Consider the following 15,485-nt stretch of genomic DNA (forward strand, 5'->3'; position numbering starts at 1 on the left):
TGAAGCAAGTTGTTGCGGCTAACAGAGTTGGGATCATCAACACGCCGAACCAACCTATGTATAGACGGTTGTCTGTGCTGGTGATCCACTCACAAAACCGCTCCCATGCGTTGGCGCTTGTGCGTCTTTGTAGGGTTGTGGTCATTATTTTATGAGTGCTAGATTTTTTGAAAATCTTGAGCGTAAGTTAATCTACTTACGCGTGTCCTAATCTTAGAGGAAAGGTTGAGTTTTGTAAAGGCTTTTGATTAGTTTTTATTTATAGTATTCAGGCAAAAAAATAACTAAATTAAATAGAATATTATCTATGGATTTCATATTTTAAGAAATTTTATACCAATTTAAAAAATGATTAAGGGCAGATGTATTAATAAAATCCAGATAGATTACAGCAATTTCCAATTCCATTTTCTAAAATCCAAAATCCGTCTTGAAAAGCTTTGAGCGGAGGAAAACTCCGCTCAAAGCTTTTCGCAAAATCCAAAAAGTTCCATACCAGATCTATTTTGTGTATTAACCAGGAGGCCATGCCATATGTCTTCCCCCTAAAATATGCAGATGTAAATGGTAAACTGTTTGACCACCATCAGCACCCGTGTTAATCACAACGCGATAGCCATCTGATAGCCCAGCTTGTTCGGCAACGTGTTTTGCAGTTAGTAGAAGATGGCCTAAAAGGGCAGCATCATCAGCATCAGCATCAGCGAGTTTGGGAATAGGTTTCTTGGGAATAACGAGGATATGAACGGGTGCTTGGGGATTAATGTCTTTAAATGCCAGCGCTAATTCATCCTCATAGATAATATTGGCTGGAATTTCTCGACGAATGATTTTGCTAAAAATTGTCTCTGTAGTTTCACTCATGCCAATTTACCTTTGCATCTGCTAGAGATTTTGTCATGTTTAGTGTGATTACAAAAATTTCAGCTAATGCTTGCCAGAGTCTGGAGTGCATCGATTGTGGGTATCGACGCCATTAAAGTGGGTGTGGAAGTCGATATTTCGGGCGGTTTGCCGGGAATAGTTGTTTTGGGCTTGCCTGACAGCGCTGTGCAAGAATCCAAGGAGAGGGTGAAGGCAACTTTAAAAAATGCAGGTTTTGCCTTTCCGATGCGAAAAATTGTGATTAATTTAACACCTGCTGATTTACGCAAGGAAGGGCCGTGTTTTGATTTGCCTATAAGTGTAGGAATATTGGCAGCTTCTGAGCAAGTTAATGCTGAGTTGTTGGAAAATTATCTTTTTTTAGGCGAAGTTTCTCTGGATGGGAGTTTGCGCGCAGTAGCTGGGGTATTGGCTATTGCTGCGGCTGCTCAAAAAATGGGAATTACAAGTATGGTTGTTCCTGCTGATAATGCTCAAGAAGCTGCTCTGGTGCAAGGATTGGCTGTTTATGCTTTTAAAAATCTGTCAGATGTAGCTGATTTTTTGAATAATCCAGGGCGTTACAAGCCTGTGCAATTAGATAGTACTGAAGAGAGATTGCATACAGCGTATCTACAAAGTGTAGATTTGCAGGATGTGAAAGGACAAGCTCATGCTCGTCGTGCTTTAGAAATTGCTGCTGCTGGAGGGCATAATTTAGTTTTTGTCGGCCCGCCAGGGAGTGGTAAAACTATGCTGGCAAGGCGTTTACCCGGAATTTTGCCAGTATTGTCTTTTTCAGAAGCCTTGGAAGTAACTCGCATTCATTCGGTAGCTGGTTTACTGAAAAATAGAGGCTCCTTGGTATGCGATCGCCCTTTTCGCAGCCCGCATCACTCAGCATCAGGCCCTTCTCTTGTTGGTGGTGGTAGCTTTCCCCGTCCTGGAGAAATTTCTCTAGCACATTTGGGTGTACTTTTCTTAGATGAGTTAACAGAATTTAAACGTGATGTTTTAGAATTTTTGCGCCAACCTTTAGAAGATGGCTTTGTGACGATTTCCCGTACTAGACAATCGGTAATGTTTCCTGCCCAGTTTACTTTGGTGGCTTCTACCAATCCTTGTCCTTGCGGTTATTATGGCGATACGATCCAACAGTGTACCTGTTCGCCACGCCAGAGAGAGCAATATTGGGCGAAGCTTTCCGGCCCTTTAATGGATAGGATTGATTTGCAAGTTGCAGTAAATCGCCTAAAACCAGAGGAAATTATCCAAAAGCCCACAGGAGAATCATCAACAGTAGTTAGAGAAAGGGTACAAAAGGCACGCGATCGCGCTTGTGAACGCTTTCAATCCCAACCAAATCTGCGTTGTAATGCCCAAATGCAGAGCCGTCATCTACAAAAATGGTGCAAGTTAGATGATGCTGGTAAGAATTTATTAGAAGGGGCAATTAAAAAATTAGGGCTGTCGGCAAGGGCAAGCGATCGCATTCTCAAAGTGGCGCGGACAATTGCAGACTTGGCAGGAGATGACAACCTACAAGTCCATCATCTCGCTGAAGCAATTCAGTATCGCACTATAGACAGAATGCAGTGAAAAGTGAAGAGATGATACGCTCATGTCCAGCGATCGCTTTGTATAAATGTATTTTTCGTGGTGACTGTTAGTGGATAGTGCATAGAGGTTGGTAGTTAGTGGTAAACAACCAACAACTAATGTACAGATGCTTCAAACAGCGCGTCTCTACCTACTACCTACTGTACGGGAGGCAGCGCGCCCTTGCGGAGCCAGTGCGGTGGTGAGCCAGCGCGCCCTTGCGGCTTTGCCGACTTGTAGCGACTGGCGAAAGGGTTCCCCGGCATAAAGGAGCCAGTGCGCCCTTGCGGGTTCCCCGCGTTGTAGACGCCCAGAGGGCGGCTTCCCGCAGGGTAGCACCTGGCGTCACCTGGCGTCGGGTTAAGCGCGTTGTAGCGACTGGCGTCACCTGGCGTCGGGTTAAGCGCGTCGAGTGCGACTGCCGTGCGGGTTTAGAAGATAAATCATCGGTTTTAGCCGTTCATATAATCAACGAAACTCGCCCCTACTAACAATATCAAGCTTTCAACAACGATTCTCCCCCATCAATCCAAACTTCAGTACCAGTGATATGACTGGAAGCATCCGACGCCAAAAACAATACTAATTGGGCTACCTGCTGTGATGTTCCAGGTTTACCATCAGTTAACGGAATTTCGCCTTCAGGAAACTCAACTGGTTCTTGCACTTTTTCTAGATCCTGCCTATCAGTATTTTCGTCAATATTTGTTTCAATCGCACCAGGACAAATCACATTTACACGAATGCGGTGTTTTGCCAGTTCTAAAGCTACCATTTTGGTGAAAGCAACTTGAGCAGCTTTGGTACAAGAATAAGCTGTTGCTCCAGTGTTACTAAAGGTGCGCGTACCGTTAATCGATGATGTGATAATTACTGAACCACCTTGTTTTTTCAAGTAAGGCACGGCATATTTAACTGTCAAAAAAGTCCCTTTAAGATTGACATTGATAGTTTGATCCCAATCTTCAGGTGTCAATTCTTCTATGGGAGCCCAAACCCCATTAATACCAGCGTTGGCAAAGACAATATCTAAATGTCCCCACTTGTCAATAATTGTCTGAATCGCTTTTTGCATTTCCTCTGGGTGCGAAATATCGGCAACAATAGGTATTGCTTCGCCATGATTATTATTAATTTCAGTGACAGCTTCTTCTAATTCGTCTTGAGAACGTCCCAGCGCTCCTATTTTGGCACCTTCTTTTGCAAATAGCTTTGCTGTTGCCTTAGCGATACCGGAACCTGCTCCTGTGATGAGCGCTACTTTACCTGTAAGTTGCATAAGATGATAGTCATTAGTCATTGGATAAAGATGCTTCGGAACCGAAGTGTCTTTACAATTAGTAGTCATATGATGTCCGCCAAATCAGCCATAATAAATAGTTTGCAGTAAGGACTTTAGTCCTCACTATGAGTAAACATTTTTATTCAGTTTGATTAACCGGACATGATATCAGTGGTGATAACGATAAATCAGTACTCACCAACGACTAACTTAGTTCTTTCTGGCTGCTATTTAATATAAAATCATGTCATTATTCATATTTCTAATGGCATAAAAATCTTATCTATCTAATTACATAAATATCTAGTAGGATAATTATATATATTTTTCTCGTTATTGTTTATAATTATCTCACTTCAAATTTGAGTAATTTTTTAATATTTTATATCTTATATAAATTTTGATTACTGCAATCCTTAATTTCCATTTTCATAGATGATTTATTCTGAATTGTTTAATATTCAATTATTGTTGAAAATATTTTTCTTTATGTAATTCTTGAAAATAACTATTCTGATTTTTCTATATTTTTATTTTGCATTAATTCTCTTACATTTTCAATAGGCAATCTTAATTCTTGGCTAATAGCTGCTTCCAGTAGAGTTAATTCTGTGATTGGAAACTCAAACTCTAATGCTTGGAGTACCGAGGAAACTGTCTTAACTTTTACTTTAGAAATACCTTGACTTTTGTTTATTTCTGCCTTGATTGACATAATAATTATGTTAGGCTGCTTAGTTGATTGAGAATCAACTTTTAGGTATTTTGTGGTTTGATTAGAGCGACTGATCACCCAATCCATAACAAATCCACTCCCTACCCAAAAAGCTAATCCAAGTAGTGGCAAGGGTAACCAAAATTCTAATCCTAAAGAATGTAAGATTTTAAACCAACGGGATTGGATCATAACAAACTGGAGAAACAAGTTAGTGTCAGCCCATCTAAGATAAAGAAAAATAAATGCAGCGATCGCTCTATGTTGATTTTACTGGTAGAAGACGATATAGCCCAATTAGAACCACTGCGATCGGCACTGTCAAAAGCAGGACATACCGTTGATGCCGTAGAAGATGGAGAAACCGCGCAATGGCTTTTATCTCAGAAAGATTATGACTTATTAATCTTAGACTGGATGCTTCCTAAAGTGAGCGGGGTTCAACTGTGCCAGGAATATCGAGGCTTAGGCAAAACCGCTCCGGTGCTGATGCTTACTGCAAAAGATACTACCCTAGATAAGGTAACGGGTTTGGATGCAGGTGCAGATGATTATTTAGTCAAACCAGTAGATATTGTGGAATTATTGGCGCGGGTAAGAGCCTTAGCTAGGCGTTCCCCGCTTTGGCAGGGAGATACTCTTTCCTTAGGAGATTTACATTTAAACTTGAATAACCTGACAATTGAGCGAAATCAGGTACTTGTTCAACTATCTGGACGCGAATTTCAATTGATGGAATACTTAATGCGTCATCCGCATCAGGTTTTGTCTCACAATCAAATTGAACAAGCTCTTTGGGAATGGGGAACAGAACCAGAAAGTAACGCTGTCACAACACTAGTACGTAGACTACGACAGCGACTACAAGCAGTGGGAGCCAAAGATTGGCTAGAAAACGTCTACGGCATGGGCTATCGTCTGGGCATTCCAGAAAAAAGCGAAGAGTGAGGGAGTGGGGAGATGGGGGAGATGAGGGAGATGGGGAGAGAACAACTAACTACTAACTACTGTACGGGCGGGTTTAAAAGATAAATTGTCGATTCTAACCCAAAGTTAATCAATAAAACCCGCCCCTACTAACCAATGACTAATGACTAATTATGTTTGCTTTTGCTCGTAGCCGTCGTAACTTGGGTTATTTATTTGCATTGTCAATGGGGAGTATCCTTATTGTCTTTGCTGCCATAGCTTATTACTTGGGAGTAGAAGAGCAACTTCAGGTTTTTGATGAAGAACTTTACTCAACAAGCAAATCAATTGCAGCAAATGCACGGTATCGTCTTTGGGCAGAGCGATCGCAGATCAATAAAGATGATATTCCTATTCTTGGCAATGGATTATCACCAAGTAGCCAGGTAGTATATATTCGTTGGTACAATGCCAAGAAAAAATTAGTAGGATTTAGCGGTGCAAACCCTTCTAAACGATTAACAATCGCCCCTGGTTTTCACACCATTAAAATTAATGGTAACCAAATCAATACAAGTAGTAATAAAGTATGGCTGCGAGAATTAACGTTACCAGTAATACAAAACAATGCGTTAATTGGCTACCTACAAATTGCTGCTCCCTTAACACCATTACGTGAAAGTGTAGACAGAATTAGATTATTTTTGACACTAGGTGTACCAGTAACTTTAGGTGCGATCGGTATTACGGGTTGGTTTTTGGGGGGGCTGGCTATGCAGCCAACTCGTCGTGCCTATGAGCAACTACAGCGCTTTACTGCTGATGCTTCCCATGAATTACGCGCTCCTGTTGCTGCTGTTTTGAGCAATGCACAAGTTGCATTGATGCCACCACATGATGAATCAGAGCAACGTTTTCGCTTGGAAAAAATAGAAGAAATTGCTAAATCGATGAGTACTTTGATTAGCAATTTGCTGTTTTTAGCTCGTCATGAGGGGCCTTTTGATATTACAACTTTTAAAAATATTAATCTTGTTGAACTGATGCGATCGCTTGTTGATGAATACCAAAAACAAGCTATTGCCAAAAAACTCGATTTTACATTTTACCTTTCCGAACAACCCTTGTATTTGAAAGCAGACGCAGATTTGTTAAGACAAGCTGTTAGCAACTTGCTTACTAATGCCTTCAAATACACCCCTAGTGGTGGCACTGTCAAGTTACGACTTTTGCTGCGCGGTTATCGAGCTATTATCCAAGTAGAAGACAACGGCATTGGCATTCCAGCCGAGGATTTACCCCATATTTTTGAAAGGTTTTATCGTGTAGACACAGTGCGATCGCGTCAAACAGGAGGCTTTGGTTTGGGATTGGCGATCGCCCAGCAAATTATTCAAGCACACGGAGGGCAAATTACTGCAAATAGTGTGTTGGATAAAGGTTCAATCTTTGAAATCCAACTTCCGCGTGTGGATAAATAAGCTGCCTCCTAGCTATTAATAGGAGTTTTGATGTGAATATGCCTATTTTTCTCCTCAGTAATATCGCTGTGGCATATATAACATAGGTAAAATACATTGGATTTAAAGCTTTAAATTTACTTCATAATACCAATTTGAAAAAAAAGAATGCGACAAATAGACATTGTAGAGACGTGCCATGGCACATCTCTACATCAGGATGTGTTGCAAACATTTTTTGAATCGGTATAAGTATTCTCTTCCTAAACTCATTAAATATATCAAAAAAATATAGATCCGCGACTTTTCTAAAAAGTTGGGGATCTTACAAGACACTTGTCATATTTTATTTGGTTATTTTACTTAAAAGATAAAAGAGCCAATTTTTCATACCTTAAATATTTCGTAGCAACTGTGATGTAGAAACATTTCATACTATTTCACGAAAAGGCTGATATGGATGTACCTCACCGCCTACGGCACCTCCCCTTAGTAAGGGGAGGTTGGGAGGGGTTGAATATGAATCACTCAAAAAGTGAACTGGTATCAGTCATAATTTGCTGCACTTTTTTGGAAAAAATAACTGAAACTACACTGGTTATTTATGCCTGCAATAGAATTACAACAATCTATCTTGAAATCACTCCAAAATTTGAAAAGTTTGGATGCTCTTAAAAATTTACTTTGGAGTCAATTAAATTACGAACGAGTTAATCAAGTGCTTTCTCGTCGAAAATTAGCTGAAGCAGTTAATAATGAACTTGCGGAAACTCCTTTACTATTAGCTTCTGGTGGAACTAATAATGCATTTCACATCATTTATGCGCGTTTAAAATCAGAAAACTTATCAAGACAAGGGGAAAGAAAAATAGTTGATAATTTCTTAGAACACCATCCTTACTCTCTTTTTATATTTTCTAATCAATCACAAGCACAGTGGCATTTTCTCAATATTAAATATGAGAATTTACCTCAAAAACGAAAACTTTTTCGGCGGATTACTGTTGGAGTAGGGGAACAATTACGCACAGCAACAGAAAGAATAAGTCTATTGGATCTGGAACTTCTTCGTTCAGATGCATCACCTTTAGATATTCAAACACGCCATGATGAAGCGTTTGATGTTGAAGCTGTCACCCAAGAATTTTTTAGACAATACCGTCAAATCTTTGAGAAAGTTGAAGGATTAATTCAAGGGATTGAAGTTAATGAACGTAAACGGCTATTTACACAAAAGCTATTTAACCGTTTGATGTTCATTGCTTTTATTCAAAAAAAAGGTTGGCTGAAGTACCAAGAGAAAGCTAATTATTTATCAGCTTTATGGGAAGCTTACCTTGATGAAGATAATACATTAAATAAAAACTTTTATCGAGATAGATTATCACATCTTTTTTTTACTGGATTAAATAATCCACAACAATATGATATAGCTGGTATCAATAATGGTGGCTTTTTCAAAAGAATAATTGGCACTGTACCCTATCTAAATGGTGGACTCTTTGAACAAGATGAAGATGATAAAAATTCTAACATTATTGTTCCAGATGGTTGTATAGATAGTATTCTTCATAACTTATTTCAACGCTTTGCTTTCACTGTTACCGAGAGTACACCACTAGATGTAGAGGTAGCGGTTGATCCGGAAATGCTAGGAAAAGTATTTGAAGAACTGGTAACAGGTAGGCATGAATCTGGAAGTTACTATACTCCTAAACCGATTGTTTCTTTCATGTGTCGGGAAGCTTTGAAGGGGTATTTACAAACTCAGGTATCAGGAGAGTCAGCCGAGGCGATCGCTCAATTTGTCGATGAACACAATCCAGGTATTATCGGGAATCCAGAGGCAATTTTAGAAGCATTGCGTAAAGTCAAAACCTGCGATTTAGCCTGTGGAAGTGGAGCTTATTTGCTAGGGATGCTTCATGAGTTACTAGACTTGCGTCAATGCTTATTTGCTACAAAAGGGCTTGATTCTAAAACTGTATATCAACGTAAATTAGAAATTATTGAAAATAATCTTTATGGTGTAGATATTGATATTTTTGCAGTCAATATTGCGCGATTAAGGTTATGGTTATCACTAGCTGTGGAATATGAAGGAGATGATCCACCGCCATTACCAAATTTGAAATATAAGATTGAACAAGGAGATAGTCTGATTGCACCCAGCCCTACAGCAATAGGTGTAATGAGAGATGAACTGATACGGCAGTATCGGCAAACTAAAGCTGATTATATGAGGGCGCACGAAGGAGGTAGAAAGCAAAAGTTAGAAGAAGAAATAAATGAGTTCAAAACTCAAATTGCTTTGATAACGCATGGAAGTACAAAAGTACAGGGTTTTGATTGGGCTGTAGAGTTTGCAGAAGTCTTTGCTGATGGTGGGTTTGATATTCAAGTAGCTAATCCGCCTTATGTAAGACAGGAATTGATTAAGCACTTGAAGCCAACGCTACAAAAGGTTTATCCGGCTGTTTATACTGGTACATCTGATTTATATTGTTTCTTTTATGCTCGTGCTTTACAGCTTTTAAAAGCAGGCGGGATGTTAGCGTTTATTTCTTCTAATAAGTGGTTTCGCGCTAAGTATGGGGAAAAGTTGCGTAAGCATATTGGTGATACTTGTTATGTAAGTAACGTTACTGATTTTGGTGAACTACCAGTTTTTAAAAGTGCAGCTGTATTAGTTATGATTTTTCTTGCTCAAAAAGAAAGTAAAATATCTAATATTCCACCAAGCATATTTACACAAGTTACTTCTTTGGAAGCTCCCTATCCTAACGTAAAAGAAATTATTAATAAGAATGGAAATATTTTACAAAATGAAGCTTTTAGAGGTTACAACTGGAAAGTTATTGATGTAAAATCTGCCAATCTGCTTTATAAAATGGAATTAGCATCTGTGCCATTAAGTGAGTATATTAATAGTAAAATTTATTGGGGAGTTAAAACTGGCTTTAACAAGGCATTCATCATTGATACAAAAAAACGAGCAGAACTTATAGCCCAAGATCCTAAAAGTACAGAAATTATTAAACCTTTAGCTATAGGTGATGATGTTCGTAAATGGAAAATTAATAATCAAAATAAATGGTTAATTTTTACACGCAGAGGAATTGATATTGATGCTTATCCTGCTATCAAAGCTCATTTAAGTCAGTGGCAAAAAGAATTAACGCCTAAAATCAATAGCCAACAATCTATAGGACGTAAACCGGGTAGATATGAATGGTATGAGATTCAAGATGATATTGCTTACTATCAAGAATTTGAAAAGCCTAAAATTATCTATCCTGAGATATGCAAAGAATCACGGTTCGCAATAGATTATGATGGTTTATTTATAAATAACAAAGTATTTATAATTCCTATAGAAGACCTCTATCTTCTTGGAGTACTTAACTCATCTTATGTGTGGGAATACCTTAAAAGTATTTGCTCTAAACTGTTAGGCAAAAGTTTAGAGTTAAGGAGCATTTACATGAATAAAATTCCCATCCCCAACGCTTCATCTACAGAACGCGAGGCAATATCCAAACTAGTCCAAAAATGCTTAGACGCTAAAGGCATTAACTGCGAAACATGGGAGAAAGAAATAGATGATCGCGTCGCCGCCCTTTATGGATTGTGATAGAAGTAAAAAAACATCAATTCATCATCCCATCCTAAATTCAATTCCATGTCTGTACCATTAACCTACTTAACTGTTGAAGAGTACCTCAAAGCCGAAGAATCTAGCGAGATTCGCCATGAATATCTTGGCGGTCAAATTTTTGCTATGTCTGGCGGTAGCAAGGAACACAATATCATTACCCTTAATATCGCTAGCAGGCTACGTTCTCATTTGCGGGGTGGTTCCTGTAGTGTCTTTATGTCTGACATGAAAGTCAGGATAGAATTAGCCAATCAAAATAAAAGTATATTTTACTATCCTGATGTTATGGTTACCTGCGATTCTCAAGACCAAGATCGCTTTTTCTTAAATTATCCCTGCTTAATTGTGGAAGTATTATCACCCAGTACAGAAGTAACAGACAGACGAGAAAAACTTGTTAATTACCGAAATTTGGATAGCTTACAGGAATATGTATTAGTTTTTCAAGATGAAATAAAAGTAGAAGTTTATCGTAAAGAGAATCAAGAAAAATGGTCAATGCAAACTTTAGGCAAGAGCGATAATCTAGAATTAAATTCCGTAGGGTTAACCCTAAAAATGCCGGATATTTACGAAGATGTCCTAACAGTATAAGGTGAAAAAATATGCAACCAGCTTTACACATCACAACTAAAGTTTTATCAGGAAACAAAATAGAAATTGAAATTCCTGACGCGAAAGAGGGTGATAACGTTGACGTATTTGTTATTTTGCCAGAAAAACTTGAAAGCAAACGACGTTCTGTCGTAGAGTTGATAGAAAAAATTCGTAACCAACCCTCGTCATTCAGAACTACTGAGGATATAGATAAGCAACTTCAACAGGAACGAGAGTCATGGGACTAACACTTCCTGCATCAGGGACTATCTATGTTGATACTTCAGTAATTATTTATACGATTGAAAGTAACCCTGATTATTACTCACTGTTAAGACCTCTATGGATAAAATTTCAATTAGGGGAAATTGAAATTGCCAGTAGCGAACTCATTTTATTGGAAACACTAGTTGTTCCTTTAAAAAAGGGTAATACAGCTTTAGTAGTTAACTATGAACAGCTTTTGCTTTCCTCGGAAATGCGACTAATTCCAATTAGTCAATCTATACTTCGACAAGCTGCAAATCTTCGGGCTACTACTAACCTCAAAACACCAGATGCTATCCATGCAGCCACAGCCTTATCTGTTAATTGTAACCAATTTCTTACTAATGATAAAGGCTTTCGTAATGTTCCGGGTTTACCTGTTGTCATCCTCAGTGAAGTCTTAACATCTTGAAACTATAAATGGTATGTTCCACCTCCTTCTCATGAGGCATAGCCTCTAGTTTTCATCACCATGCAGAGCATAGTAATGAGAAATTACCTGTTCAAAGATTCCAAATATTTTAAAATTCTCTGATTCTCCAAGGCTAACTCTTTAATATCTGCTGTATTGTCATCAATTCTTATCTGATTATCAATTATTTGGCGCTGTATATTAACCATTTGCCTTTGCATTTCATCTATTCTCGGCAAAATGCCACTAGCTAAATCAGTTAATGCCTGAATTGCTTTAGCATTAGATTCAATTAACTTTTCAACCTGTTCTGAATCGCTCATATTATTCTTGCAATTCCTATATAAACTTTATGCCTACACACGATATTATAGATAATCGTACCAAAAAATTAGTAGACGAAATAAACTGCATTCTAGACTCATCACAAGCAGCAAATTTTGCAGTAGGTTACTTCTTTCTTTCCGGCTTTACCGCGATTGCAGAACGTCTCAATAACATTAAAGAATTACGCTTATTAATTGGCAACACAAGCAACCACGAAACCATAGAACAAATTGCTCAAGGATACCGACGTTTAGAATTAATTGCTGATAAAATTGAAGCCCAAAACTACCCCAAACGAACAGAAGTTAAACAAATAGCCAGCGAAACAGCAGCTAATATCCGTTCTAGTATCGAACTCATGGATCAGACGGATGAAGCCGAGATGCTGGTAAAAAGTTTAGTGGAGATGATTGAAGAAAAAAGATTGTGTGTGCGAGTTTACACTAAAGGAACTTTACACGCCAAAGCCTATATTTTTGATTACGCTACTGTTTATGATGGCAAAGGTAGGGCGTTAGAACGTACAGAAAAAGGTATTGCTATTGTTGGATCGTCTAATCTTACCCTTTCTGGTATTACCCATAATACTGAACTTAATGTGGTAATTCATGGCAATGATAATCATGCAGAATTAACTAATTGGTTTGAGGAAATTTGGAATGAGGCGGAAGATTTTAATGAAGCTTTGATGCGAGAAATGAAACAATCTTGGGCGGTTTCCTCAGTTCGTCCCTATGATGTTTACATGAAAACTCTTTATTGTTTAGTCAAAGATAGATTAGAAGATACAGAGCTAAAAAACTTAATTTTAGAAGATGAAATAACTAAGCAATTAGCAGATTTTCAAAAAGTTGCTGTCAATAATGCTGTGCAAAATATTAGAGACTATGGTGGTGCATTTGTCTCTGATGTCGTCGGGCTTGGTAAAAGCTTTATTGGTGCTGCAATAGTTAAACGTTTTGAACAAACAGAACGCGCCCGTCCTTTAATTATTTGTCCGGCACCACTGATAGAAATGTGGGACAGTTATAACGAAGTCTACCAGCTAAATGCCCGTATTCTGTCTATGGGAATGTTGAAAGAAGACGAAGAAAGTGGGGTCAAGTTTTTATTAGATGATTTTAAATATAAAGATAGAGATTTTATTTTAATAGACGAAAGCCACAATCTAAGAAATCATACTACCCAGCGATATAAAGTAGTACAAGCATTTTTAGCCGCAGGTAAACGTTGTTGCTTATTAACAGCAACTCCACGTAATAAGAGTGCTTGGGATATCTACCATCAACTAAAACTATTCCATCAAGACGATAAAACTGATTTACCAATAGATCCACCAGATTTAAAAGAGTACTTCCAGTTAGTGGAAAAGGGCATAAAGAAATTACCAGAATTACTATCTCATATCCTGATTCGCCGTACCCGCAACCATATCTTACGTTTTTATGGCTACGATGCCCAAACCCAACAAGCAGTAGATCCAACTAACTTTCGGGATTATGTTAATGGAACGCGACGTGCTTATGTTATTGTCGGCGGTAAACATCGCTTTTTCCCCAAACGAGAATTAGAAACTATTGAGTACAGCATTGAAGATACGTATCAGGGGCTATACCAAGAATTACATCAATACATGGGGAAGTCTCGCAAGCGCCAATTAATCAAACCACCAACAAACGAACTCAGCTATGCTCGCTATGGATTGTGGAATTATGTTTTGAAAGACAAACAAAAGCAAGAACCTTATAACACTTTACAACGTGCTGGTGCCAATTTGCGAGGATTAATGCGGGTGCTATTATTTAAGCGCTTTGAGTCAAGTGTTTATGCTTTTAAAGAAACTATCAAAAAATTGCTAATAGTACACGAAAGGTTCTTAAGAGCTTTGTCACAAGGATTTGTTCCCGCAGGAGAGGAAGCACAAACTCTACTTTCAGAAGATTATAATCAGTCTGAAGAACAAGACTTGATGGATGCACTATATCAGTTTTCTGGTAAATATGACTTAGCAGATTTTGATGCCGAGAAATTACAACAACATCTTGAACATGATATTAAGCTACTCAAAAATATTTTGGCATTAGTTGAACCAATTACCCCTGAGCAGGATGCAAAATTACAAACTCTCCTCAAATGGTTATCTAAGCCTACTCTTAAAAATAAGAAACAGTTGATTTTTACTCAGTATGCAGATACGGCTAAGTATTTGTACGAAAACTTAAAACTACAATATAAACGAGATGATATTGATGTAATTTATAGCGGCAATAACAAAAATAAAGCGCGTTTAGTAGGAAGGTTTGCACCAAAAGCGAATAAAGAATACAAATTTAAGCAGGGAGAATCAGAAATAAATACGCTGATTGCAACCGATATTTTGGCAGAGGGTTTAAATTTACAAGATGGCGACTTAATTATAAATTATGACTTACACTGGAACCCAGTTAAGTTGATTCAGCGTTTTGGTCGAATTGATAGAATTGGCAGTGAGAAAGATGTCATTTATGGATACAACTTTTTACCAGAATTGGGTATTGAAAGTAATTTAGGATTGAAGCAAAAACTGAAGAACAGAATTCAAGAAATTCACGACACTATCGGTGAAGATGCTGCTATTCTTGACACTACAGAGCAACTCAACGAAGAAGCTATGTATGCCATTTACGAACAAAAGGGTAAACAGTTGAGCCTCTTTGAACCAGAAGAAGATGAATTTTTGGATTTAAATGAAGCTGAGGAAATTCTTAGAAAGTTACAAAAAGATGAGCCTGAGGAATTTGAGCGAATTGCTAATTTACCACATGGTATCCGAACAGCTAAATTCTCAATGCAAAAGGGAACTTTTATTTTTTGTGAAGCTTCAGATCCGACTCGCCCTGATATCAAAGGCTACCAACAGTTGTTTTTGTTAGACAGCAAAGGAAATGTGATTTCACGAGAGATTCCCCGGATCTTAGGTGCAATTAAATCTGATTCCACCACAGATACTGCAACACTTCCTAAAGACCATAATTCTACTGTGATGGGTGTCAAACGTCAATTTGCTGAAGAAGTCAAGCATCGTCAAGCAGAACGAGAATACAACCAGCGTTTAACTCAAGGTCAAAGGTATATTTTACGTGAACTGAGAATATTTTTTAAATCATTAGCAGATGAAGAAGTAAAAGCTCATGTCAATATTTTAGAGCGGGCATTTCGGAGTTCTGTCACTCAAGCAATTAACCGAGAGTTAAATATATTGCGGCGCAACGGTTCAACCAGCCAGGATTTGTTTAATCAATTGGTGCAAATTTACCGCCAACATAATATGCATGAATGGTTGAATAACAATAGTTTGCCAGGATTATCTCAGCCAATTCCAATGGTTATTTGTAGTGAGGCTTTAGTATAACTTC

General features: G+C 38.1%; 14 protein-coding genes and 1 pseudogene. 10 read left to right on the plus strand and 5 right to left on the minus strand.

All coding sequences use genetic code 11. From position 1 onward, the window contains the following. Both QUB80_RS25945 and QUB80_RS25950 read right to left on the minus strand, forming a co-directional pair. A pseudogene (locus QUB80_RS25945) lies at positions 1-145 on the minus strand (photosystem II q(b) protein); the annotation flags it as partial. A 368-nt stretch (positions 146-513) separates the two neighbouring features. Then, positions 514-864, minus strand: coding sequence for a histidine triad nucleotide-binding protein (locus tag QUB80_RS25950; RefSeq protein WP_289792367.1), 351 nt, complete (start codon positions 862-864; stop codon positions 514-516). A 66-nt stretch (positions 865-930) separates the two neighbouring features. Between QUB80_RS25950 and QUB80_RS25955 the strand changes: the two genes are divergently transcribed. The 3 genes from QUB80_RS25955 to QUB80_RS25965 all read left to right on the plus strand — a co-directional run bounded on the left by QUB80_RS25955 (position 931) and on the right by QUB80_RS25965 (position 2,954). Further along, a complete protein-coding gene (locus tag QUB80_RS25955) occupies positions 931-2,463 on the plus strand; it encodes a YifB family Mg chelatase-like AAA ATPase (protein ID WP_289792368.1) in 1,533 nt (510 codons plus the stop codon). Positions 2,464-2,590: 127 nt separating this feature from the next. Continuing rightward, positions 2,591-2,731: a hypothetical protein gene (locus QUB80_RS25960; RefSeq protein WP_289792369.1), complete on the plus strand. Its 141-nt coding sequence runs from the start codon at positions 2,591-2,593 to the stop codon at positions 2,729-2,731. A 16-nt stretch (positions 2,732-2,747) separates the two neighbouring features. Further along, the gene (locus QUB80_RS25965; protein WP_289792370.1) at positions 2,748-2,954 is read left to right on the plus strand and encodes a hypothetical protein; all 207 of its coding nucleotides are present in this window, start codon (positions 2,748-2,750) and stop codon (positions 2,952-2,954) included. 5 nt (positions 2,955-2,959) lie between these two features. On the opposite strand, the gene QUB80_RS25970 is transcribed toward QUB80_RS25965, so the two are convergent. Together QUB80_RS25970 and QUB80_RS25975 are read right to left on the minus strand one after the other, a co-directional pair. Beyond that, a complete protein-coding gene (locus QUB80_RS25970) occupies positions 2,960-3,742 on the minus strand; it encodes an SDR family oxidoreductase (protein WP_336622351.1) in 783 nt (260 codons plus the stop codon). 511 nt (positions 3,743-4,253) lie between these two features. Continuing rightward, positions 4,254-4,652: a hypothetical protein gene (locus QUB80_RS25975; RefSeq protein ID WP_289792372.1), complete on the minus strand. Its 399-nt coding sequence runs from the start codon at positions 4,650-4,652 to the stop codon at positions 4,254-4,256. 69 nt (positions 4,653-4,721) lie between these two features. Between QUB80_RS25975 and rppA the strand changes: the two genes are divergently transcribed. The 6 genes from rppA (at position 4,722) to QUB80_RS26005 (ending at position 11,763) form a co-directional block, all read left to right on the plus strand. Next, positions 4,722-5,408 carry a two-component system response regulator RppA gene (gene rppA, locus QUB80_RS25980; protein WP_289792570.1) on the plus strand — a complete coding sequence of 229 codons (687 nt, stop codon included), beginning with the start codon at positions 4,722-4,724 and terminating at the stop codon, positions 5,406-5,408. Positions 5,409-5,560: 152 nt separating this feature from the next. Beyond that, entirely contained in the window at positions 5,561-6,850 is a 1,290-nt protein-coding gene (locus QUB80_RS25985; RefSeq protein WP_289792373.1) for a sensor histidine kinase, read from the plus strand. Positions 6,851-7,433: 583 nt separating this feature from the next. After that, a complete protein-coding gene (locus QUB80_RS25990) occupies positions 7,434-10,463 on the plus strand; it encodes an Eco57I restriction-modification methylase domain-containing protein (RefSeq protein ID WP_289792374.1) in 3,030 nt (1,009 codons plus the stop codon). A 48-nt stretch (positions 10,464-10,511) separates the two neighbouring features. Continuing rightward, positions 10,512-11,081, plus strand: a complete 570-nt coding sequence (locus QUB80_RS25995; RefSeq protein WP_289792375.1) for a Uma2 family endonuclease — start codon at positions 10,512-10,514, stop codon at positions 11,079-11,081. A gap of 11 nt (positions 11,082-11,092) precedes the next feature. After that, entirely contained in the window at positions 11,093-11,332 is a 240-nt protein-coding gene (locus QUB80_RS26000) for a hypothetical protein (RefSeq protein WP_289792376.1), read from the plus strand. Next, the gene (locus QUB80_RS26005) at positions 11,323-11,763 is read left to right on the plus strand and encodes a type II toxin-antitoxin system VapC family toxin (protein WP_289792377.1); all 441 of its coding nucleotides are present in this window, start codon (positions 11,323-11,325) and stop codon (positions 11,761-11,763) included. The genes QUB80_RS26000 and QUB80_RS26005 overlap by 10 nt, the downstream gene beginning before the upstream one ends. Before the next feature lie 83 nt (positions 11,764-11,846). Here the strand turns inward: QUB80_RS26005 and QUB80_RS26010 are convergent, their stop codons facing one another. Then, entirely contained in the window at positions 11,847-12,086 is a 240-nt protein-coding gene (locus tag QUB80_RS26010; protein ID WP_289792378.1) for a hypothetical protein, read from the minus strand. A 29-nt stretch (positions 12,087-12,115) separates the two neighbouring features. Here QUB80_RS26010 and QUB80_RS26015 point away from each other — a divergent pair, with 29 nt between their 5' ends. Then, a complete protein-coding gene (locus tag QUB80_RS26015; protein ID WP_289792379.1) occupies positions 12,116-15,481 on the plus strand; it encodes a helicase-related protein in 3,366 nt (1,121 codons plus the stop codon). Positions 15,482-15,485 lie beyond the last annotated feature (4 nt).

Source organism: Chlorogloeopsis sp. ULAP01 (genome assembly GCF_030381805.1).
Classification (GTDB): Bacteria; Cyanobacteriota; Cyanobacteriia; order Cyanobacteriales; family Nostocaceae; genus Chlorogloeopsis.